Origin of the sequence: Belliella pelovolcani (assembly GCF_900156785.1) — a bacterium.
GTDB lineage: Bacteria > Bacteroidota > Bacteroidia > Cytophagales > Cyclobacteriaceae > Belliella > Belliella pelovolcani.
Map to the genome: position 1 here is coordinate 106,823 of NZ_FTOP01000007.1, position 23,429 is coordinate 130,251.

General features: G+C 40.8%; 15 protein-coding genes. All 15 read right to left on the bottom strand.

Going from position 1 to position 23,429, the window contains the following annotated elements; genetic code table 11:
- Positions 1 to 42: 42 nt before the first annotated feature.
- The 15 genes from BW935_RS09610 to BW935_RS09680 all read right to left on the bottom strand — a co-directional run bounded on the left by BW935_RS09610 (position 43) and on the right by BW935_RS09680 (position 23,428).
- Positions 43 to 1,527: a Gfo/Idh/MocA family oxidoreductase gene (locus tag BW935_RS09610; RefSeq protein ID WP_076500976.1), complete on the bottom strand. Its 1,485-nt coding sequence runs from the start codon at positions 1,525 to 1,527 to the stop codon at positions 43 to 45.
- A gap of 73 nt (positions 1,528 to 1,600) precedes the next feature.
- The gene (locus BW935_RS09615; RefSeq protein WP_084565906.1) at positions 1,601 to 2,710 is read right to left on the bottom strand and encodes an endo-1,4-beta-xylanase; all 1,110 of its coding nucleotides are present in this window, start codon (positions 2,708 to 2,710) and stop codon (positions 1,601 to 1,603) included.
- 77 nt (positions 2,711 to 2,787) lie between these two features.
- Positions 2,788 to 4,158: a glycoside hydrolase family 43 protein gene (locus tag BW935_RS09620; RefSeq protein WP_084565908.1), complete on the bottom strand. Its 1,371-nt coding sequence runs from the start codon at positions 4,156 to 4,158 to the stop codon at positions 2,788 to 2,790.
- Between the two features lie 7 nt (positions 4,159 to 4,165).
- Positions 4,166 to 6,172 carry a glycoside hydrolase family 97 protein gene (locus BW935_RS09625; protein WP_084565910.1) on the bottom strand — a complete coding sequence of 669 codons (2,007 nt, stop codon included), beginning with the start codon at positions 6,170 to 6,172 and terminating at the stop codon, positions 4,166 to 4,168.
- Positions 6,159 to 7,121 carry a glycoside hydrolase family 43 protein gene (locus BW935_RS09630; protein WP_076500978.1) on the bottom strand — a complete coding sequence of 321 codons (963 nt, stop codon included), beginning with the start codon at positions 7,119 to 7,121 and terminating at the stop codon, positions 6,159 to 6,161. Before BW935_RS09630 ends, BW935_RS09625 begins: the two co-directional genes overlap by 14 nt.
- A gap of 112 nt (positions 7,122 to 7,233) precedes the next feature.
- Positions 7,234 to 9,333, bottom strand: coding sequence for a glycoside hydrolase family protein (locus tag BW935_RS09635; protein ID WP_076500979.1), 2,100 nt, complete (start codon positions 9,331 to 9,333; stop codon positions 7,234 to 7,236).
- A 65-nt stretch (positions 9,334 to 9,398) separates the two neighbouring features.
- A complete protein-coding gene (locus tag BW935_RS09640) occupies positions 9,399 to 10,331 on the bottom strand; it encodes an alpha/beta hydrolase (RefSeq protein ID WP_076500981.1) in 933 nt (310 codons plus the stop codon).
- 51 nt (positions 10,332 to 10,382) lie between these two features.
- Positions 10,383 to 12,122 carry a glycoside hydrolase family 43 protein gene (locus BW935_RS09645; protein WP_076500983.1) on the bottom strand — a complete coding sequence of 580 codons (1,740 nt, stop codon included), beginning with the start codon at positions 12,120 to 12,122 and terminating at the stop codon, positions 10,383 to 10,385.
- Positions 12,123 to 12,209: 87 nt separating this feature from the next.
- Positions 12,210 to 13,025, bottom strand: coding sequence for a sialate O-acetylesterase (locus BW935_RS09650; protein WP_076501105.1), 816 nt, complete (start codon positions 13,023 to 13,025; stop codon positions 12,210 to 12,212).
- Between the two features lie 72 nt (positions 13,026 to 13,097).
- Positions 13,098 to 15,614, bottom strand: a complete 2,517-nt coding sequence (locus tag BW935_RS09655) for a glycoside hydrolase family 95 protein (RefSeq protein WP_084565914.1) — start codon at positions 15,612 to 15,614, stop codon at positions 13,098 to 13,100.
- Between the two features lie 21 nt (positions 15,615 to 15,635).
- Entirely contained in the window at positions 15,636 to 17,033 is a 1,398-nt protein-coding gene (locus BW935_RS09660; RefSeq protein WP_139325527.1) for a family 43 glycosylhydrolase, read from the bottom strand.
- A 6-nt stretch (positions 17,034 to 17,039) separates the two neighbouring features.
- Entirely contained in the window at positions 17,040 to 18,608 is a 1,569-nt protein-coding gene (locus BW935_RS09665; protein WP_076500985.1) for a glycoside hydrolase family 43 protein, read from the bottom strand.
- A 128-nt stretch (positions 18,609 to 18,736) separates the two neighbouring features.
- Positions 18,737 to 19,882: an endo-1,4-beta-xylanase gene (locus BW935_RS09670; RefSeq protein WP_076500987.1), complete on the bottom strand. Its 1,146-nt coding sequence runs from the start codon at positions 19,880 to 19,882 to the stop codon at positions 18,737 to 18,739.
- Between the two features lie 60 nt (positions 19,883 to 19,942).
- The gene (locus BW935_RS09675) at positions 19,943 to 21,190 is read right to left on the bottom strand and encodes a glycoside hydrolase family 5 protein (protein WP_076500989.1); all 1,248 of its coding nucleotides are present in this window, start codon (positions 21,188 to 21,190) and stop codon (positions 19,943 to 19,945) included.
- Between the two features lie 123 nt (positions 21,191 to 21,313).
- On the bottom strand, positions 21,314 to 23,428 hold the full coding sequence (locus BW935_RS09680) for an endo-1,4-beta-xylanase (RefSeq protein WP_076500991.1): 2,115 nt from the start codon (positions 23,426 to 23,428) through the stop codon (positions 21,314 to 21,316).
- Position 23,429: the final 1 nt, after the last annotated feature.

The following is a 23,429-nucleotide window of genomic DNA, read 5'->3' on the forward strand; positions in this document are numbered from 1 at the left end:
ACCTTCGAGGTTTTTGAAACCTCAAAGGTTTGTCTCTATCTATCACAATTTATAATATTCTTCCCAACCTTTTCTTGGAGGGGTTCCGTTGAGTAGTTCGTTAGCTACTTTATTATTTGTGATTACTTTTTTCTTTCTGTCAAATTTGAGGTTTGTATTCATCTGTTGCGCAAGCACGCCCAAAGAGAACACCTGACTCAGTGGTCCAGTCACCTCAAATGGTGATCTTGTCTCTTCTTCTCCTTTTACCGCTAGCAAGAAATTGGCGAAATGATTGGAAGAACTTTTGGGCACCTCTGGAAGACTGCTTTTCATGTCATTGGCTGCTTCTTCTGGAATGATAGAAAGCGTACTACCGTGAGACCCTCCTTTGAACGTAAGTTCTTTGCTGTAAATGATTTTTCCAGGATTCAAGGTTCGCTGCTCAATCTGACCAGTCCCAGCCGCAGGTATATCAGCACTCAATTCAGAAACTCCGTATCCTTCGGGTAAAGTTGGTAAATTCTCCAAACCATCATACCAAGTCACAGTAACTGCTGGCATTTCATTTCTTTTGGGGAATTTAAAATCTAGTGTAGTTGCCTGTGGGAAAAATAAGGGGTTATGACCGTCTAGTTTAACTGCATTGATTTCCTCAGGAAGACCCAAATCCAGATATCTATGAAAACTATCCATGATATGCGCGCCCCAGTCTCCCAAAGCACCCATCCCAAATTCATACCAACACCTCCACTGACCATTGGCAAAATCCTTATTGAAATCATGATGCTCAGCTGTCGTGAGCCATAAGTCCCAATCCAATGTTTCAGGAATTGGCTCAGCTTGAGGATAAGTACTCATGCTAGTATCCCATCCGTGCCACCTTCTCCTGCTGTTCATATGGCAGGCAATGGAGGTTACATCCTTTATAATACCCGCGTCCTTCCATGCTTTAAATTGGAAGGAATTGGCTTCTGAATGCCCTTGATTTCCCATTTGTGTAACCACTCCATATTTCTGAGCTGCTTGCATCAATAATTCATTTTCCTGAAATGTCCTCGCAAGAGGCTTTTCTACATAGACTGGCTTTCCGGATTTCAAAGCATGCATGGTAATCGGGAAATGCGAAAAATCAGGTGTACAAATGACCGCTGCATCAAACTGAACTTCGTTTTGATCAAAAAGCGCTCTGAAATCCTTGAATCTTTTAGCATTTGCGTGCTTTTCCATGATTCTAGTCGTATGCGGAGCACCCATATCTACATCACAAAGTGCGACTACATTGGATAATCCTGTTTTATCAAAATCATTGATCACTTGCTCTCCCCTATTTCCTATACCAATACAGGCAAGATTTACTCTATCACTTGGAACCTTGGATGCCATTTGAACAATTTCGCCAGCTTTGTTTCTGATTTCTGGTTTGGAAAAAAGTACATGACTAGGAATGATGTGTATCGCTCCTAAAGCCAGGGCTCCTTTTTTCAAAAACCCTCGCCTTGAAGGCTCTTGAAATGACTGTTCTTTATTCAATTCTTCATTTTTCATCTTAGTTGTTATTCGGTTGATACCTAAAAAAACAAAAACATGCAATTTGAAAATACACTATACCATATCAATGCTACCTTCTAATCAATTTCTGAACTTCCAAGTATGCAGGTTTTGGCTTCAGCTGTTCGTCCAACAAAAACGGAAAATGCCTTCTTCCAGGTCTATCCAACCAAGTGACATCATCTCCAATACCCCAAAAGGTTACCCCAGTGATGATATCACTGTAATCTAGGAGTATTTTCATGATCATAGGGTAGGCGATTTTTTGCCTTAAATTGAAGGCGTCTGTATAAACTTCAGATCCTGGTTCATCACTAGATAAATACACCGACAAATCCAACTCTGTGATTTGAATTTCTACTCCCAAGTCTCTAAACAAATCTAAAGTTGTACGAATATCTTGCTCTGAAACACCCACATTCCAATGACCCTGTAGCCCTACCCCATCGATTGGGATATTATTATCTTTTAACCTCTTGACTAGATCATAAATCTTATTTCGCTTCCAACTGAAAATGGAGTTGTAATCATTATAAAACAACTTCGCATCTGGATCGGCTCTTCTCGCATAGACAAATGCTGAATCTATGTAAGCGGGTCCCATGATCTTATACCAGGGAGAATCTTCCCTGTAGATGATCTGACCATTTGGATCCCAATCAAACATGGCCTCATTCACCACATCCCAAGCATACACATCCCCTTTGTAACGAGACACCACAGTAGTAATATGCTCTTCCAATTGCTTCATGGCAACCTCAGGCGTATGTAGGTCTCCATTTTCATCGTAAAAAAACCAATCAGGTGTCTGAGAATGCCAAGTCAAGGTATGACCTCTTACCTTCATATCATTCTCCTTTGCAAACTGGACAATTCTATCTGCATTGGTCCAAGTATAGGTTCCTTTGACACGCTGCAAAGCGTCAGGCTTCATTACGTTTTCGGCAACCAAACTATTGAAATGCTCGATCAAAGTTCGCCCATGCGGCGTGCGTGAATCCATATGGTTGGGTGTAACTGCTGCTCCAATCGGGAAATGATCTTTAAATAACTCTTTCAAAGGTATATATTCCCTATCATCATTGACTGGATCTGGAGTAATATCTTCAGGCGAAGAACAACTAATGATCAGCAGCATAATAGCCACCAACATTGAAAAGTGACACGTGTAATTTTTCATTTGTGGTCAAAGTTTAATGGTACTCTTTTTAATTTTTTACTCTTTTGAGATTTAGCAGCTTAGACAACTTCTATCTTTTATTTTGTAAATCTCCAATAATCGAAATACAGGATATTACTTGATGCTTTGCCTTTGAATACAAAATACAGATCATGTACTCCGCTAACATTTGCAACATCCCCACTCACGACCGCCCATCGATCGTCCCCTCCGGTCAACGGAACAGAAACCTCCGTCAACAATTGACCCTCTTTGCTTCCTACTCTAACTTCCATACTGACACCACCATTATGTGTCGTCCCTACCCTAGCGTAGAACTTGCTAGGCCCTTGATCACGAAAATCAACACCTACTACTTTGATATAAGATTCGTTTGTAGTTGCTGTCACAAAATTCCCAACCACAGCATTACTTTTTGCTTTGACACCTTCGGACCAAGCAATCGTTTCTGCTTCATTTTTCACATAAGGATTGATTGAGCCCAGACTTTTAGTAATGCCTGCTGTCATTTTCATGGGCTTAATCGTCCCATCCGGATTAAATTCCACTTCCTCCACTGCCACGGACCGAGTAAATCCACTACCGCCGGGAAGTGCTCCATTATGGTAAAACAGAAAAGTCTTCCCTTTGAAATCTATAATCCCAGGATGATTGGTAAAGCTTCTGCCTTCAGCAGGCATCAATACACCTTGATATGTCCAAGGACCTAGAGGACTTGGACCGGTTGAATAGCCGATGTGCTCAGGTAGTTCTCCTCCCGCAAACAGCAGGTAATACAAATCATTACGTTTATACATCCAAGGACCTTCTTCATAGGTAGTTGGTCTTCTAGGATCCTCTGCTTTTCTTTTTCCGAAAGATTCCACCGTATTGGGGAATTGCCCGATTTCACCATCAATAGAGATCATATCCTCATTGAGCTTGACATAGTAGCAGACCGGATTACCCCAATAAATGAATGCCTGCCCGTCATCATCAATAAAAACAGCAGGATCAATATCTGCACTGCTATTACTGATCAATGGCTTACCTAGTGGATCAATAAAGGGCCCATAAGGACTATCCGATACCGCTACACCAATCCCGTTCCTATTATTCAAATCAGTGACGGGTACATACAGAAAAAACTTACCATTTCGCTCTATGGCGTGTGGAGCCCAAGCATTGATTTTCCCCCATTGGAAGTCCTTGTAAGAAAGTACCGATCCATGGTCTGTCCAGTTGACCATATCTTCCGTAGTATATAGTCTCCAATCATTCATCGTAAACCAGGTAGACTCTGGCTCATCATGGGAGGTGTATAGATATACCTTATCATTGTACACTAAAGGAGCAGGATCTGCAGTGTATGACGCTTGGATAATCGGATTTTGTGCCCAAACACTAGTACCCAGCAAAAAGCTGTAAATCAAAGCCGTGATATATTTTCTAACCATTATCATTTTCATTCACTTATCATTCATGATTAGTCAAAACAAAGCCTCCATTCGATTGAATAGTGACTGTAAACTCTCCATTTTTCCCAACCTCCACTGTTTGCAAGGTTGGCTGCTTGGCTTTATCATCGTTGTAAAGCAAAACCTTTTTCCCTTGAAACATCGGCAGCTGTAACTTCACTGTTTGCGGCGTTTTCTCAGCGTTGACACCAGCAATGTACCAATGCTCTCCCAATCGTCTGCCTATTACACTGTACTTACCTGGATATCCTGCGATATAGCGGGTTTCATCCCATGTAGTCGGTAACTTTTTCAAAAAATCCAAGACAAATGGCTCAACTTCTTCCAAATTGTTTGGAGTCAATCCAAACATTTGTACCGGGTTTTGAAAGAGCACTCCTGTCGCTAACTGGAATACATCAGTGGTTAAGCGCTCTTGTCCTTGACGATTGCCTTTGTTAAGAAACTTGTTGAGCAACACTCCCCCATACTCCATGCTTGCGACGGAATTTCGAATAAATGGATGAAGCGTGGCATAAAAGGCCTCTTTTTCCCGAGTATCCTGAACAAAAATCAACATTTCGGAAGCTATGACTGCTTCGCTCCCAACAAAGTTAGGGTACATACGCTCCCAACCTCTCGGCAAGGTTGCGCCATGGAATATGATCATCAATTCATGCTCATTCGCTTCTACGAGTATGTCTTCATACAAGCGCATGGTTTCTTGCTTATCCCCACCAAAAAAGTCTACTTTTAATCCTTTAACACCCGCTGCTTTTAGCCACTTCATTTCCTTTTTTCTAGCGAATGAAGTATTCATTTTATGCAAAGGGGTTTGAAAAGCATCGTTTACCGTACCATTAGAATTGTACCAAAGAAACACATCTACGTCTTTACTATTTGCATAGCGAATCAACTCCTCCATTCGATCATATCCGATTCTTTCATCCCACCATGCATCGATCAAAATGTATTCAAAACCCATGGCAGCGGCCAGATCAATGTAGGCTACCTGATCTTCGTAATTCATACTATTGTCCTGCCACACAATCCAACTCCAAGTACCTTTTCCAAACTTATAGTTAGTAGATGGCTTATACAAAGGATCTACTACATCATAAGGAATGGTAGTTTCAACAATTGGCTTCAGAGAATTCCCTAAAGTAATTGTTCTCCAAGGTGTATAGCTTGGAAGCCCCAATTGCGCTCCCGAACTACCAAAACCATTGTTTTGCGCTGCTTGAGGATAAGCCACTGTATAAACTCCTTCCTGAATAGCACTCAAATGTGAAGCTGTATAATTGCTGCCCACCCCTGTCTCAGACAAAAGAACCCAGCCATCATTCCCGATTTTGAACAAGCTGGGAAAAACATACCCCAAAGGGGCATTGGTGTTTGCTATGGGTTCATCAGCTACATATCCACTTTCATAGCTTGGAGCAGTTCGTGCAAACCCTGTCATTGGGCGCATCATGTTGGACAAAAATGCTGTGGAAGCTGATGGAAACTTATAGCCAGTAAGTTCTCTTTCCACCACTATCCCCTTGGTTTCTCCCCACATGGGCAGCTCATATCGAAAGGCTATATCATTGTCACTAACTTGAAAATGAACCGAAATCTCTTGATCTGCACTGTTTTTTACAGTGTATGTTAGGGTATTTGCGTGGTACTGAATAAAGGATTGCTTGATTCTGTCTTGGGTATAAGATTTCTTTTCCTCTCCTGTATTGGATTTAACAAATGATAATTCTTGAGTAAACGACCCTGCATTCGTTACCAATCCCAAAGGAGATTTTTCCAACATAGATTTCTGCTCAAAGGTTACCGAATAGAATATTTTACCCTCCTCCAGAAATACCAGGACACTAACTTGACCATTAGGGCTATCTACCTTGGCTTTTTCTTGAGCATAGGCAAGGGATGGTCCAAGGAGACACAGAAGTACTAGAAAAGCTCCAAGTTGCCTATTGATCCCAAGTGGAATTTTCCTAAAGAATCTATTTACAAAAAGACTATCGAACTGCATGGACTCCCTCCTTTGTTTGAATGACTTTTTGAATCGTTCCATCCTCATTATAGTACATGTAGTCAATACAAATTGACCTCCTATAGCTTCCTCCAGTCGGTAATGCACCATTATGGTAGAAGAAATAATCCTTACCCTTGTAGGAAATCACCCCAGGATGAACAGTGAAACTATTAGGCACACTTTCCATGATCGTTCCTTTATGTTCCCAAGGCCCTTCCGGACTTGAAGAAATCGCATAATCTATTTGTTCCGCTTTTTCTCCTTTGCTGGCATACAATAAGTAATACAAATCATTGCGCTTATATACCCAAGGACCTTCTATAAAATTTTCAGGATTCAAATAATTGATTGGCCCATCCATTTCTATCATGTTATCTTTCAGCTTTGCCCATTTAAGACTTCCATTACCCCAATAGATATAAGCTTGACCATCATCATCGATAAATACAGCTGGGTCAATATCATCCCATCCATGTTCATTATCCTTGGTCATTTCATTGACCACCAATGCTTTTCCAATTGCATCTACAAATGGCCCTGTTGGACTATCAGCTACGGCCACACCAATTGCTGCCCCTCCTTGACTATTTTCATCTTGTTTGTGAAATGTGGAGACGTAAAAGTAAAATTTACCATCTCGCTCTGTGCAGTGGGCGGCATAAGCATCTCCTGTAGCCCAAGAAAAGGTTTTGGGTGACACAGGAGCTCCTCTATATTCCCACTTGACCATATCTGTGGATGAAAAGACCAACCAGTCCTTCATTTCATAATTGGTCGAGGTGACAGAGGCTGTATCATGGCTAGTGTACAGATACACGGTATCCTTGTACACAATCGGCGCTGGATCAGCTGTAAAAAAGTCATGGATAATAGGGTTCTGCGAAAAGCCTGTATGAAAATAAAGACTGAACGCTATTGTTAACATAAATTTGAAGACTATTTTCATGTGGTTTAGGTTTGAGAGTTGGAAGAAACTTTCCCAGAGTTTTAAACTTTGGGAAAGTTTGAGTTTAGTTAATCTTTCATCTTTTAGGCTGAAAGATTAACCATTTAGAAACTTAGTTGAATTTCACTTGATACCTTTTGATTACCCCCCGATAATCACAAGAAACTATTGCTACCCCATCCTTATCTTTGGCTTGCTCAATCGAAATTTTCACACCAGGATGATCTGATTTCGCTGTTACTTTTGGACTTGTTGCAACTTCTTTAAGACTAGCTTTTACTTCGTAAAGGTCATAGCCAACAATACCATTTTCATTCGTAGATCTTACAGGAGTAGTTGGGACTTCCACCGCTTGTCCATTGACCGCAATGCTAATCTGAGGAGAAACAGGTCTATTCAGTTTTTTACCTTTCGCACTAAAACCCAATCCAAGTAATTCGAATAATCCTTCATCAGAATCTGCCTCAGCAACTAAAAAAATAGCATGTTTTCTATCCAATTGATCCACATATTGCGCCACATCGATAGTAAATTGAGTGGGTTCCTGCTTGGCCTTGGCAGGGATCTCGATTACACCAATTTTAGTTCCTTTCCACGTATCATTTGCATAAGGACCATCTAGCCACACATTGACTTTGAAGGCTTTATCTGTCTTAGGAGTGAGGAATAAGTTGAAAGCTGTTTGATTTCCCTCTTTGGTACCTTCGAATGCTTTCAAGCCCCATTTATCTTCTGCCAAACCACCAAAACCAAAGTATTTGTAGCCGACGATGTGCCCGTTTTTCACTGGAGCTATGGACATGTGGTTATCCCAGATATCCCATGAATCTTGTTGAATGCTGATATCTGACAAGTAAGCTGCATAGCCTGCGGAATAATAACGATAAGGATCTAAGCCGAAGACATGAAATCCTTCTGAGGTCACTTCAGCTCCTGTGTATTCTCTACCTTCACTATCTTTGGCTGTCCACTGTTGATTTGGCGCATACGGGTCAAAGGCACGGATTCTAGCACCACCACCTTCTGCTACAGGTGTTTCATCCACTTCAATTGTGATCGGAGCCACTACAGGCTGACGAGCAAACCCAAAGCCTCTTGGTGGCTTATGATAAAACACATACCATTGGCCGTTGATCTCTTCTATACTTCCATGGGTATTGTGCCCTCCATTGGTCAGAATAATTGCAGATCCATCTCCATTTAAAACAGGACCTCTCGAATCGACCAAAACCCCTCCACTTTTCCATGGTCCCAGAGGGGAGTCTCCTACGGCATACCTCAACGTTGAGTTGGTGCTGCTTACTCCATATTCAGGACCAGAGTAGCCACTAAATACAGTGATGTATTTGTTCCCTACTTTTCTGATAGAAGAAGCTTCAAAGAAATTAAAAGCACCCAAATCTTCCCCTTCGTAAATAGCTGGGTAAGTTGTCCCAGCAGGATCTCTCAATGCTCCATATCGACTACTTGCTGGTAAAAAGTAAGGGATTACTTCGGTGCCAGGTCTCAGAGAATACATTGTATTTTGATCCAGCTCTGCTGCTAAAGACCTCTGAAAGCCCCAAAATCCGTAGGCCCTGAATCCAATTTCGTAATCAGGATCATTTGGATCCGTGATATAATCGATGTAAACCGCTGGGTCAAATCCTAAAATACTTCCAGGAACAGTTCTGCGGCCATCTTCAGTCATATTGATCGGCGTGAAAGGTCCATCAGGCCTAGATCCTTTGGCAACCATTGCCTCTCTGCCTGGGCCTCTACTGTGTGGGTACAAATAGTATTCTTTAGTACCATCCTTGCGTTTGACTTCGACCAAATCTGGGGCATACATCACATCCCATTGGCCATCTATCTCATAAGTAAAAATAGCCCCCTCATCTCTCCACTGAGTCAAATCTTCTACGGGTGCTGACCACATTCGAATATCCGGGCCACAATAACTATCAAACCTCACATCATGTGAACCAATGATATAAGCACGGTATTTACCAGGGTTATCTGGGTCTTCAAAAACCCGTGGTTCTCCATCGGGCACATGTTCCCAAAGAGGTAAATACGGGTTACCTGGTATTGTATGGACATATTTTCCATCTTGGATAAGACTAGATTGGGTTTCCTCTTGGGCACAGGATATAGATGCAGATATGATGACCAATCCAAACGCTAATTTCATTAAGCTTTTCCCAACAGAGAAACGTGATAACTTTTTCATAGAATAGGTTTATTCGTGATATTTTTATTTCTATTGCTAGACTTTTGACAAATCTTTGAAGCTCATCATATAGAAGACTTATCTAAAAGAAAACGATTGACATCAAGCCAATGCATAAAAGCCTCAAACCAGCGATTACTCGTTCTGTTGGGGTTTCCTAACCCAAACCCATGACCGCCGTTTTGATAGAGATGAAATTCAACTGGAACACCTGCTTTATACCATGAATCGATGATCCCAAATTGACCACGGAAAAGAAAATCATCAGTAGCAATTACATTGAACATTGGAGGCGCATTTTCTGGCACCTCGACAGGTCCCATGCCTCCGTAAATTGGGCCTATAAAGGCCAATTTCATAGTTTGAGAATTTAGCGTGCAGTGCATGGTCAGGCCAGCTCCAGCAGAGAAGCCAATCATCCCAATTCTGTCTGTATCCACACCCCACTCTTCAGCTCTATCCACGATCATCGCGTAGGCAGCCTCAGCATCTTCTAGTTGGTCTGAAAGATCCCGTTGCACAGGACGAGGCCTTGGCTCTTCGTTGGAAGCTTCATCAAAGGTCCTATTCATAGAATCTCTAAATCCGTCCAAAGACTCTGGCGTTGGATGAAGTCTATACTTGAGTACAAAAGCGGTGATTCCCTGATCTGCCAAGGCTTTTGCTACTTTCCAGCCTTCATTATCCATAGAAAGCCATCGAAATCCTCCTCCAGGAGCCACAATCACGGCCGTCCCATTGGCTTTTCCAGGCGCTGGAAAGAAAGGGGTAAGTGTTGCCGCTGTGATATTACGTGCCATTGGGTCACCCCATTGACGAAACCAAGTCTCCGAAGCGGGTTGATCTTTTACACCACCCGTATTAAGGGGGATGGCATTGGGTTCTTCAGGGGTTTCAAGTGGGTAAATGGTCCCATCCTGAGCTTTAGTAGCCAATGCACAGAAAAGTAAGCACACTACTAGGGAAGACTTAGCTAAATTCTTAATTGTAATCAACATAACAAGATCATTTTACTGGGTTCAACATGTGCATTAAATCAAATCTTCGTGCTATTTCACACTAATATCATTGGCGGAGGTTGCATATAAGCCAATCATATTTCCGGTAAATCCTCCTGCTACATTGGTAGATAAAATATCTCCTGATACGACACCACCTAGTGTAGAGAAGTCTGAGCCATTCAAAGAATATGCGAATTCAAAATCATCTCCGGTTGCTTTCACTTGCAGGAAAATCGGTTTGGATAAGTCTACTTTAACACTTGCCAAGACTTGGGACTTCACGCTTCTACTTCTCCCTCTGCCCTCTGCCTCTGTACGCTCTAACAGCAACACGTGATCATTACCAACTTTTGTCACCCCAAATACATAGTGAAAAGACTCACTTTGTACGCAGGCGATACCCGCTAAATCTTTTTCTGAATTTGGCTTATAATCCAGCTCCGTTGTAAATGAGAAATTCTTGTGTTGCTGTCTGTAAAAAAGTGTTGACGTAGGCTTCATTTCTTTCATATTGACTGCAAAAGGTGTGATTTCAGCCCCATTTTTAGTCATCTTCAAGAAGTCCTCTCTAGGTCCACGCAATCCAATCCAGCGAAAATCCAACTTGTCTCCATCAAATCTCTCCGTGTAGGTGAAATTTCCGTTGGGGAAGAAGCCGTCTTGACCTGTTTTATTTTCAGAAACTCCTCCCGGCATTTTTAACTTTGGTTGGATCGGTACAAGTCCGTTTTCAAATACCGGCCATTCTCCTGACCAATCTACTGGTAGGATAAAGGTCTCTCTTCCCGTATTGACTCTGTTTTTTTCATTTGGTCTAATTCCCAAAAAGACACCATAATACTTATCATCTGGACCAAGTACTAAGTCTGCATGCCCTGCCCAATCCACACGATTGCTTCGATTACCAAAATATCGCTGTGTCAAAATAGGATTAGAAGGCGCAGGAATATATGGCCCCATCGGATGATCACTTTTGAATATCACCTCGCTGTGATTGCCTCCTGTGCCACCTTCTGCACACATCAAATAATAGGCATCATTCTTTTTGTAAATATGTGGTGCTTCAATCCAAATAGGGTTCTTAGAAGGATCTACTCCTCCATCTACGATAATTTTATCGGTTCCTGCGACTACTTGGTCATTTTCCAAGTCATATTCCCAGATTTTAATTACCCGATGTCCATCATACCGCTCTTTTCCGGGGTCTGGTGCATCATTATGAACTACATAGGCTTTTCCATTATCATCAAAAAACATCCCTGGGTCGATTCCATCAAATTTTAATTTAATAGGATCACTCCAACCCTGAAACGGATCTTTGGTTTTGACCACGATGTTTCCAAAATCCCCTGCAAACTGCGTGGTAATCATGTAAAACGTATCATTGTAAGGATTATACTTAATGTCTGGAGCAAAAATCCCCAAAGCGATAGGTGTGTCAGCAACTTTCAGTTGGGATTTCCTATCCAATACATGGCCAATCTGAGTCCAATTGACCAAATCTTTGGAATGGAAAATCGGAACGCCTGGAAACATTACAAACGATGATACGACCATAAAATAATCATCTCCTTTGCGGGTGATAGCAGGATCGGGATAACAACCTTGAAGAATTGGGTTGTAGAACTCATCTGGTCCAAGTGGGTTATCAATGTACACTTGATCTTTGCCTTCGTAAGTCACATACCCAAATACTGGAGCATTATTTTTCTTTTTTTGAGCGTAGGACTGTCCTATGTTAATCACACATAGCATTAAGGATATTACAATAGCTAGGTTTTTTTTCATTTCTAATTAATTATCTGAAATTTCAATTCTTGATTCTAAATTGCTCTTTTTAACTTGTTCTTTATATTTAACTTACCCTTCTATACATTAATCTTTATTTAAAATTTCCAGCATCTTGATCCCATAGCGTCTTCCAAGTTCCCTGTAGCCTGCTGCTGAGAAATGCAATCCATCATCTACTGCCTCACAGTCCTCTGATGATATTACATGAGCTGTCGGTAATACTTCAGGCAAGGTTTTGATGATGTCATTCATGCTGGCACATTTACCACCCTGAGCTTCACTGACCATTTCGCCTGCCAGAAGCGGCAGGGAATTTGGGTTCAAGCCTAAATCTGAAAGCATGGTATCATAGACGCCCTTTACTTTGGTTGGCCAAGTTTGATCTCCTGTATTAGACTCTCCTTGATGCAATAGAATGCCTTTGATGACTCCATGTTGTTGAGCTAGTTTTGCCATCTCTATCAATCGACCATAAGGGTCTCCATCATACTCCTCGACCATATTTTGTAACCATCCTGGTGCAGTAGCCACATAAGACTGGTAATTATCTTTTTGAAAAAGCTCAATCTTGGTACCACCGACTGATACATTGATCACACCTACCTTAATATGCTCAGGTAAGTTGTCTAAAAGTGTCCTACCAAAATAATCTGATGGACCTAGACCAGTATAGCATCTAGTCAATGGTGCCGCAGCAGGATACCAATTACCTTTAACTCTATCCAAATTTTCACAATCGACAGTCTGTAACACTTGAAACCTATCATCCACCACAGTATCTATCTCTTCAAACTTGGCATGGCCTTCCATATTGGATTGACCAAAACTTAAGAAAATGTAAAAATTCTCATCCTGAGCCTGTAATTTCCCGATGGTAAAACTTATTAAGACAAAGCCCATGATGAAGCTCTTAATCTTAACTAAAGGTGCCACTCTATAAATGATTTGTTTGCTTTTCATAATAGGTTGGAATTAATAGGTTGTGCTAGCTTTCAATTGAATCGTATAGGTATGTCCTTTTTCAGTAGGTAAGTCATACTCGTATATTTCTTTGGGAGCAATTTTATTCAATTCCCCAGCATAGTGTATTATTGGTTCTTTGACAGTAGGCACTTCGAAGAATTGACTTGGAGACTCTGAACTTGAGATGAGTCCCTTACCTTCCAATGGGAAATAAGACCTTATCTTGCATACGCCACCGAGATGCGAATGAATCTTGATCACTTGAGGTACTAGCTCAGACCAAGCCAAATCGACTTCAAAACCTCCCCTAGCTCGTAAACCTTCAAAAGAACCTTCAGCCCATACATCTGGAAGTGCTGGAAGGATATGGATTGCTCCATCATGACTCTGGAGTAGCATCTCAGCAATACCCGCAGCACATCCAAAATTACCGTCAATTTGAAATGGTGGATGTGAATCAAACAAATTGGGGTAACTCCCTCCTCGCTGCTTTCCATCTGGAAGAATGGCAGGGCTCAATTGGTCTTGAATCAATTTGTATGCTCGATTACCATCATGAAATCTGGCCCAAAGATTCACTTTCCATCCCATGGACCAGCCTGTAGATTCATCACCACGAGCTACCAAGGATTCATTAGCAGCTGCAAATAATTCTGGGGTACGATAAGGAGAAATCTGATTGGATGGATAAACTCCATACAAATGTGACACATGTCGATGATCATCTCTTCGGTTGTCCCAGTCCTCTTGCCACTCTTGAAGTTGCCCCCAATTGCCAATCTGCATCGGAGGTAGTCTGTCAATCATGGCTTCGATCTCCCTGATGAGCTCAGGATCTCTATCTAATAACTTAGCAGCCTTTGCTGATTTTCTGAATAGATCAAATAGCAATTGATTATCCATAGTAGTACCAGAAGCTACTGCCGCATTGTGATGCCTATAAGGGATATTCTCTGGTGATACTGATGGAGATACGACCATATATCCTGTATGAGGGTCCTTCACTAAGAAGTCCAAAAAAAACTGAGTAGCTCCCATATAGATCGGATAGGTATCTGCTAGAAATGCTACATCGCCAGTAAAATCATATTTGTCAAATATGTGCTGACACAACCATGCTCCACCAAGCGGCCACATGCCTGCTGCCGCAAAATCAACAGGCCCAGTGACTCTCCAAAGATCCGTGTTGTGGTGCAATACCCATCCTCTGGCGCCATACATATCTTTGGCTGTCTGCTGCCCACTTACTGATAGCTCCCGAGCCATTTGTATAAATGGTTCATGTAGCTCACTTAAGTTGGTCAACTCCGCTGGCCAATAGTTCATCTCAGCATTGATATTTACCGTGTATTTACTATCCCAAGCTGGGTAGAGCTGGTGGTTCCAAATCCCCTGGAGATTCGCTGGCTGTCCTCCTGGTCTGGATGCAGCAATAAGCAAATACCTCCCATATTGAAAATACAAAGCCGCTAATTGAGGATCATTTCCAGTTGCAAACTGCTCTATTCTTTTGTTTGTAGGTAATTCGACAGATTCATTTTCACCCAAATCAAGCTTGACACGCCCAAAAAACCTTCTATAATCTTCAACATGATCAGTGTAAATTTTATCAAAATCCTTTTTCGTGGCTTCATTGAGATAAGCTTCAGCCTTGCTGTCTGGATCACCACTGATATCTTGATAATCGATAAAGTTGGTCGCTATCGAGATATAAATGATTACTTCTGAAGCTTCTGATACCTGAATACTCGTACCCTCAGATTGAATTTGACCACCCTTGACATCAAACTTCACCTTGGCCACTGCTTTTACTCCCCCATTGACACCTTCGTGATCACTTGAGCGCGTGCTAAATTCAAACTGATTTCTCTTATTAGCTACCAATTCAAAATTACCAGGTCTATCCATGGTAGTAGAAAAGTTCAAGGCATTAGCTTGATCTGCACTTAACCTAAGGATTATGATTTGGTCGGGAAAAGACGCGATAGTTTCTGTCTTGTAAGTCACTCCTGACCTTTTGAATGTTGAAGTAACAGTAGCTGTTTCCAAATTCAACTCCCTATAGTAGCCTTCAACTTCTCCATCATCATGAAATTTGATTTTCAAATTTCCGATCGTTTGATACGGCATGCCATGAGGCCCCTTGAAAAAATATTTATCCACTTCTTCCTGAGCGGCAACATATTTACCATCAAATATCAACTTTCTTACTTGATCTAGAGCATTAAGCGCAGCTGGGCTATCATTTCGATGTGGCTGTCCTGCATAGAATGTATTTTCATTCAGCTGAATGATTTCTTCATCTACCTTACCAAATACCATCGCACCAAGTCTTCCATTCCCTACTGGCAAGGCCTCCACCCATTGATTTGCAGGTTGATCATACCATAACTTCATGTGAGGATTAAAGGATTCCTCTTTTGCTTGGCAGGATGATAGACTAGCAAAAACTATCCAAAGACTGAAGTAGCCTACTGATAGGTTACTATTTATTGATTTGGCTTTATTTAGGAAGTTGAGTCTCATGATTCGTTGACTTAAGTTTTTTTAATTAAAAGAGACCCAATCCACTTCCAATACTCCATCACCTTTGAATACCAAAAACAAATCATGACAACCTGATACCTGACTATTCAAGTCAGTCAATTTTTCAATCCAATCTTCCGAATCAGCTAGTGTCAATACACTCAGTAATTGACCATTCAAATCTCCAATTCTAAGCTCTAAAACACCGCTAATATCCTTAGCCTTCATTTTGATCATGGCCTTGTTTAGTTCTCCGTGTTCGAAGTCTACTTGATTGTATCGCACCCATGCCTCAGGCTGACTAAGCACAGACTTCCAGCCGAGGAATGGATTAGATTTATCCAAAAACTCAATTTGAAAACCTTCTTCGCTGGTATCACTATATCTATCCAATTGAACCTGTGCATGAGCTTTGGTTAGACCTATCCCTCTCAATGTTGGTATTACTTTCTGTATCTTGCCATCAGCGTCAAAAAACAAACTGTCTGCTCTTATTGACCTATTTTTGTCAAATTCAGGGGAATAATCATTGTGATGATAAAACAAGAACCATTGGCCTTCATATTGGACTATGGACTGATGATTGGTCCAGCAGCCTACGGGTGATTCATCCATGATCACTCCTTGAAACTCAAAGGGACCTAGAGGATTATCTGCCGTAGCATATTCTATTCTCTCTGTTTTATTGGCTACATGGGGATAGGTCATGTAGTAGATCCCATTTCGCTCAAATACGAATGGCCCTTCCTTCAATCCTTCATCTGGGAAATCTTTCAAAGTAATCACCTCTGAATCAAGCTCAAGCATATTAGAGTTGAGCTTAGCACCAAAAAAATGATGTTGAGACCAATACAAATAGGCTTGACCATCATGGTCAATAAATACATTTGGGTCGATTCCGTGAACATGATCAATAGGGTTTGACTCTGGGCGATAAGGGCCTTCTGGAGTATCGGCTACAGCTACTCCAATTCTAAAGCTAGAACCATTTACATTGGGATCTGCTGTACTATCATCTCTACTTTTCGCCTTACTTGGAAAATAGAAATAAAACTTACCATCTCTTTCAATACCATCAGGTGCCCACATGCTAAATGACTCTTGATCAGCCCAAGGAACTTGATATTGACTCAAAATCATCCCATGGTCCTCCCAATCGGTCATATTGGAAGAAGAAAAAACATGGTAGTCTTCCATACAAAACCAATCTGGTCTGCCTTGTGTGGTTTCACATCTTATATCATGTGATGGAAATACATATATTTTCCCATTGATGACTCTTGCAGTAGGGTCTGCTGTGAATTGATCTCTAATCAATGGATTCTGCGCAATAGCAAACTCAACAATCAAACATGATATAATTAATAAGAGAAAGCTCTTTTTGGAATGGATATCTGAAAGTATCTTGAAAGATCTCATATACACTTATAATTTAACCTGATCGGTAATTTGGAAATAATCAAAGTCTACCTGTCCACCAGGCTGTGAAGTGGCGTAGTAAAAAAGTCCAAACCTATACCCCATAAAATGGGGAAGGGTATATTTCATTTTCAAAGTATCTCCTAATTGCTTCCAGCTTTTACCATTATCTATGCTATAAAAAAATATAGCTTCATCTTTTCTTTCACTGAAATCACAAACAGCTCTCAGCAAAACTGACTCCCCAGTAAAAGGAAGACTTTCTACATCTATTTCATGGCTATCCTCAGACCTTTGCATTATAAGCTGTTTCTGCCCCTTGATTTGTCTGACTCCAATCAACCCATAATCCTTCTGAAGCAATGTAAGTCCTGCCCAATCCCCATCCTTCATTTTGGACACATCAATTTTAATGGTCCCCATGCTTTCAGGTCCAATGGTCCTTTGGGTAAGTGTATTTCTAGCTGTAAGTATAGATTGATCTACCCTATCAGTCTTTAAGGTAAGTTTTCCCTTTTTGCCATTGATTGCCCACAATTTATCTACTGGATTATGATTCCACTGCCAAACTAATGGGAGATCTGCCTCGCCTTTCTTTCTTTTGAAATCATCTGAGGCGACGATATTTGGGATCAAGCTTTTATTGGCAGGCAAATCCAACTGCATAGGTACTTTGCCGTCTACGCCTAATACAGGCCAATCATTTTCCCAACTTACGGGAACCAAATATGGTATTCTTCCTACTGCACCATTGTCTCTGAATAAATAGGCAAACCAATCCCCTCCAGGTGTATCGATAAGTCCACCTTGTGCTACACCTAAATCTTGTAGGGCTACCCTTCCTTCATAAGGACCAAACAGATTGTCAGCTTTGTGGACGATGACGGTACGCATACCACCACGAGGCCAAGCAATATTGAATAGGTAGTATTTGCCATTTACTTTGAAAATCTGCGACCCCTCTGCAGGTAGCATGATGTCACCTTCTATAGGTTCGTGCGCATTCTTGATCAATACGCGTTCTGTATTAGGCTTAATACCTGAGAGATCACTTTCAAGCTCTATTATTTTGATTTCACCACCACCCCAAATCATATAAACCTTTCCATCATCAAAAAGCAAGGTATGGTCGTGCAAAGATGGCCTAAAAGACTGTTGCTTCCACGGCCCATTCTCTATATCCTCTGTAGAAAAAATATACGTCCTACCTGTATTTCCAGAAAACGTACTTACATAGTATTTCCCCTCATGATACCTCAAGCTACTCGCCCAAGAGCCTTTACCATACATGTTTTTGTCATGCTCTAATCTCAAATCGTCAGATTCTCCTAATGTCTCATATGCGTAACTAACCAATTCCCAATTCACTAGGTCTTTTGATTTCATGATGGGTACGCCAGGGTTGACGTGCATGGTCGTACTACTCATGTAATAGGTATCTCCTACCCTTATCATAGATGCATCAGGTACATCAGCATGAATGATCGGATTGATAGCTTGCTGAGCTGTGGATTTTGAAAGGTTCCAGGCTAAGCATATAAGAAATAGGAAGACTATTTTATACGATTGATGCATTTTGATCTTAAGGCTATAGACGGCAGCATCAATTTGAAATGATGCTGCCAGTTTTGTGGGTTTTACAGGTTTGGGCTATTAGGCTTTGTTGTTTATGCTCAAAGAACTTAGCTTTGAGCTCATCAGTCTTAATATTGAGCTGCAAGTTGGATGATTTCATTCACCACAGATTTTGCTGTATTATCTCTGTTGAATAACAAAGGATAATCAGTTCTACCTTTGACTGGCCAGCCATTTTTCCATGAATCTCCATCATTGATTCCCCACAGTGTAACCCTAGAAATCTTATCATGATGCTTGAGGAACAACTTAAAAAAGTCTAAATATCTTTCATCAAATTTTTGCTGAACATCATCTGGAAGTCCCTCAGTATATGGATTCAAACGTTGCTGATATTCCACATTGGTAGCAATGTCAGCCCCCATATCTCTACGAGGAGATGGCAATACAGATAAGTCTAGCTCTGTCACCATTACTGTCACTCCTAAGCTAGAAAAAGCAAGAATACTTTTCTCAAATTCTTCAATAGTAGGATATTCTAAGCCAATATGGCCTTGCATCCCTATTCCATGTATCTTGACACCTTGCTCTTGAAGATTTTTTACCATTTTGACCACACCCTCTCTTTTACCTGGGTTGGCCATAGAGAAATCATTGTAGTACAATTCTGCCTCTGGGTCAGCCTCATGTGCAAACTGAAAAGCAAGCTTCATGAAATCTTCACCGAGAATTTGGTAAAACTTACTATTTCTCCATGAGCCATCATCCAGAATAGCTTCATTAACAACATCCCAACCTTTGACTTTGCCTTTGTATCTGCCAACTACAGTATGAATGTGATTTTTTATGCGCTCTGTGAGCACTTCAGGGCTGACATCTTTGCCTTCACTATCGGTAAAGAACCATCTCGGTGCTTGAGAATGCCATATCAGCGTGTGTCCTACAATATGGAAGTCATTTTCAACTCCATAGTTGATAAACTTATCCGCCATATCGAAGTTAAATTCACCTTCTCTCAGTTGAATCATTCCACTCTTCATGACATTTTCGGCCACAATTGAATTGAAATGCTCCTTCAGGACTCCCATTGAAGGTTGGCTGTGGTTATTGATATAATTTGCGCTGAGGGCTGCACCAATGTGAAACTTACCTTCGAAGGCATCTTTGAGTGTTTTTGCTGGTTCTTTTTCAGTCTTTACCATACAGCTGATACCTATCAGTCCTATTAGGAATACAGCAAGCACGATGAGCGTATTTGATTTAATTCTGGTCATGTTCTGAGTTTATATAGGTTTTTAAGGTTTGTTTTTATATTTCATAACTAAGCGTTCAAATTAATTACAGGCTATTTTTTCGCTTGCATATTCTTTGAACCATTTCTGACTTGGGTAAGCACAAGCATCAGGATCACCACCATAAGCTAGTCCTGCATTGGGATTCCCACGATCAATTAAATTTTCGGGCATGAGTAAATTCCAACTTACATTACCTGATTCATCTGCTAAGGCTTTAAAGTTTGCCCCAAAACCATAAGCTCCCGCAGTTCCTGTGATACCGCCTTTTCCCCAAACACCATATTGTTCTGGTCCCCAATCAATTTCTGTAATAGCAATTGGCGCAATGTCAGCTACTGGCTTGATATGGGTATTCCAATTTCTTCTAAAAGTCATAGGATCATTATTATCTTGACCCCAATAGCCAGGATAAATATGTACCGCATAGCCATAATTATCGTCTTCAATGGGATTGTTTGGAAAGCCACGGTAATGGGATTGATAACCAGACCCAGGAACCCATAAGACATTGTTGGCACCATTGGACCTAATCATATCCACCATAGGTTGAAAAAATAGTTTGAGTGCATCAAAATGAGCTTGGGTATCACTTCCGTATACGCCATCTGTGCCTAGTATATGAATTGGTTCATTCGCCAACTCAAACATAAGATGCTTTCTATTTTTTAAGCGTGGTTGTTGAGAAATATGATCCCAGATTCTTAGTAGGTACTGGTGATATTCATCGTCTACGGCAATTCTATCTGGACAAACACCCGGCGGCCTTAGAATCACATACATGCCACGAGATTCTGCATGATCAATCAAAGGAATAATTACTTCTTCTATGGCCGTTACGAACCTTTGAAAACTAAATCTCGAAATATCGCTTTCCGAAATAGGCTCTCCAGGCACATTAGTCCAATATGGATCAATATGAAGTCTAATCATGTTAAGGTACCATTCATCTTCTCCCTTTGATAGCGTATTCATCACCGCTCGATTATAATCTAGACAAGCTCCTACATCATAATTATTCCACCTCCACTCTCCTACATGTCCGCCGTTGAACCAAGGGCTAGGTGTAATCGCAACACCATGCAACAAAACTTTATTTCCACATTCATCTATCAAGTCACGACCTTGAACCTTTAGTGCTGAAGTTGGAATCGGCCAGGTCATTGCATCATCTGATGGAATTTCATTTTGTTCAGACTTCTCATCTTCAATGATATCTTCAGGATCAATGGTGTTGCAAGAGAAAAAAATTATCAACAAGCCTATATAAATAGGTCTAAATTGTAACATGAATCAATTGTGGTTATAGGTTTGATTGTTAAATATGATTACAACATGGGTGCTTGTAGGAGTATTATAAGTTAGTCAATGAGCCAAATAGACCCACTGACTAACTTATTAAAACAATAATTATTAATTACCTCCTAATCCATCAGCAAAGCCTGCATAAGCGTGCTTTCTGTTGAGATTATTAGCCCATAATCCATTTCTAGCGCTATCAGTACCATCGACAGGATTGGCGACGGTGATTCCATATCTTTGATTAGTTGGAACTTTGCTCAAATAGCTAGCTACCACTTGTTTGTATAACTCACCTTGATTGACTAGTGCAACCATTGAAGGTGAACTTTCATTTATTCTTATATCAAGGGAGCTAATACGGATCTTTTTGCCAGACGATGCAAGCAACTCAAACAAGTCAGTTACATTATTGAAATTAGAGTTGAAGTTCAGTTGAAGTCTGACCGAGATCCCATCAACCATCCCTCCATGCTCTTCGATAAAATCAATATAATCCAACAAGGCTTGTGCTTTGGCAAGATTTGATTCCATTCCACTCTCGCTTATAAATAATAGATCATCAGCGTTACCATATTCTCTAGCTAGCTTAAATGCCATTGGACCATATTCTTTACCGATATAATCCTGCCAGTAAAACTCCCCTTCACCTGGTGTCAAGCCTACTCCAGTTCTGATGGAAGAGAAATCCGATTCATGAATTGGTTCATTGATGACATCTCTTATTTTTATGATGTCTTTAGTTTCGGATACATAACCTGAAACCCATCTTTCCAATTGGCTTGAAATGATTGAAGTTTTTTCGCTTGGAGTCTTATCTACAATTGTAGTCTGACCACCAGTCATGCTTTCACTGGCCAAAACAACATCATCTATAAATACAGTGCCTGCAAACTCTCCATAACTAAAAATCAACCTGTTGCGATCATCAGCTGTAACGGTAGTAGTCAAGCTGACAAATCTCCAATCAGTGGTTACGAAAACTTGTCCAAAACCATTTGATGAAAAGTTTGGACTTTGCAACTCTGGTCTGATAGCTCCTTCTGCATCACCTCTAACCCAAAAACTCAACCTATATGTCTCACCATTTTTAACAGGTTCAGCAAGTTGATACAATGTTTGAACTTCCCAGAATCCACCAGTCAAAGATGGGTTCGTCACAAAGAAAGCTCTTCCTGAGTTACCTACTCCTGATCCCTCTTCAGCTACGCCTCTTACTGAGTTATTTCCCCAACCGCCCCAAGCAATTCCTGACTCAAAGTCTCCATTGGATACAAGATTATTGACCACGGGATCTCCTGCAATATCATAAACATATAAGTTATTGATATCTAGGTAATATTCATTGTTAGGTATATATCCTAGCTCCAAACTAAACTTAAAAGAATCACCTTCGAAATCACTTACACGAAATCTAATTTCTTTCCAAGAAATACCTGTAGAAAAAGTCTCAGAAGGAGTTCCTCCAGGTGTCCAAACTAATGTCGGCTCATTATTATTCAGCCCTTCGAAAGTAAATCTTCCCTGACCATCTATATCAGATTTGATATAAGCAACAATCTCATAGGTTCTACCTGGGATAATAGGTATCGAAGGAGATGTGAACCTCAAATCATCAGGACTGGAAACACCACTTCCTGTAGTTAATTTGATAGCAGGTGGTGAACCCAACCCCATTCCTTCACGCTCAGCATAGGTTACACCAGCACTTGATGTCCATCCCTCTAAGTTTCCAGCAGAGAGACTTGCAATATCCAACTCATTGACAAAAGCTGGTGAATTGACAACTAGCGGAGAAAGCAAACTATTTAGAAAACTGGCATTTTGATTTCTATGTGAGATCAGAGGAGCTGTAACAACATTCAAGTCATTTTCCTGAGCAATCTCAAGAAACGAGTTCAACTGAACAAAATTAAAGCTCCCGTTATTCTGTACAATACTACGGTGATCAGTACCTGAGCTTGGCGTAAACTCATTAAAGTTTCTATTAACTAATCTGTATCTGACACCTCTATTAGTATAATCTGAAAGTGGTAGTGAAGCTCCTATTTTAAAGCCTGGAGTTGAAAGTCCGTCCAGATAACTCAATAAGTCAGGGTAGCTATTAAGCTCTTCTTGAATTTCAACACTCAAGGGCTTTTCAACTTGGTACTCCAATGCCTCAAAATCAGCGCAAGAAGCTAAGCTTACAATCCCTGCCAATAGACCGCCTTTTATAATATTTTTCATA

Coding starts and splice junctions, on each gene's coding strand:
- BW935_RS09630 (WP_076500978.1), bottom strand. CDS start 7,121: ATGAAAATAGTCTTCAAATTTATGTTAACAATAGCGTTCAGTCTTTAT.
- BW935_RS09625 (WP_084565910.1), bottom strand. CDS start 6,172: ATGCAGTTCGATAGTCTTTTTGTAAATAGATTCTTTAGGAAAATTCCA.
- BW935_RS09655 (WP_084565914.1), bottom strand. CDS start 15,614: ATGAGACTCAACTTCCTAAATAAAGCCAAATCAATAAATAGTAACCTA.
- BW935_RS09635 (WP_076500979.1), bottom strand. CDS start 9,333: ATGAAAAAGTTATCACGTTTCTCTGTTGGGAAAAGCTTAATGAAATTA.
- BW935_RS09660 (WP_139325527.1), bottom strand. CDS start 17,033: ATGAGATCTTTCAAGATACTTTCAGATATCCATTCCAAAAAGAGCTTT.
- BW935_RS09650 (WP_076501105.1), bottom strand. CDS start 13,025: ATGGGCTTTGTCTTAATAAGTTTTACCATCGGGAAATTACAGGCTCAG.
- BW935_RS09620 (WP_084565908.1), bottom strand. CDS start 4,158: ATGAAAATGATAATGGTTAGAAAATATATCACGGCTTTGATTTACAGC.
- BW935_RS09615 (WP_084565906.1), bottom strand. CDS start 2,710: ATGAAAAATTACACGTGTCACTTTTCAATGTTGGTGGCTATTATGCTG.
- BW935_RS09675 (WP_076500989.1), bottom strand. CDS start 21,190: ATGTTACAATTTAGACCTATTTATATAGGCTTGTTGATAATTTTTTTC.
- BW935_RS09665 (WP_076500985.1), bottom strand. CDS start 18,608: ATGCATCAATCGTATAAAATAGTCTTCCTATTTCTTATATGCTTAGCC.
- BW935_RS09645 (WP_076500983.1), bottom strand. CDS start 12,122: ATGAAAAAAAACCTAGCTATTGTAATATCCTTAATGCTATGTGTGATT.
- BW935_RS09670 (WP_076500987.1), bottom strand. CDS start 19,882: ATGACCAGAATTAAATCAAATACGCTCATCGTGCTTGCTGTATTCCTA.
- BW935_RS09680 (WP_076500991.1), bottom strand. CDS start 23,428: ATGAAAAATATTATAAAAGGCGGTCTATTGGCAGGGATTGTAAGCTTA.
- BW935_RS09610 (WP_076500976.1), bottom strand. CDS start 1,527: ATGAAAAATGAAGAATTGAATAAAGAACAGTCATTTCAAGAGCCTTCA.
- BW935_RS09640 (WP_076500981.1), bottom strand. CDS start 10,331: ATGTTGATTACAATTAAGAATTTAGCTAAGTCTTCCCTAGTAGTGTGC.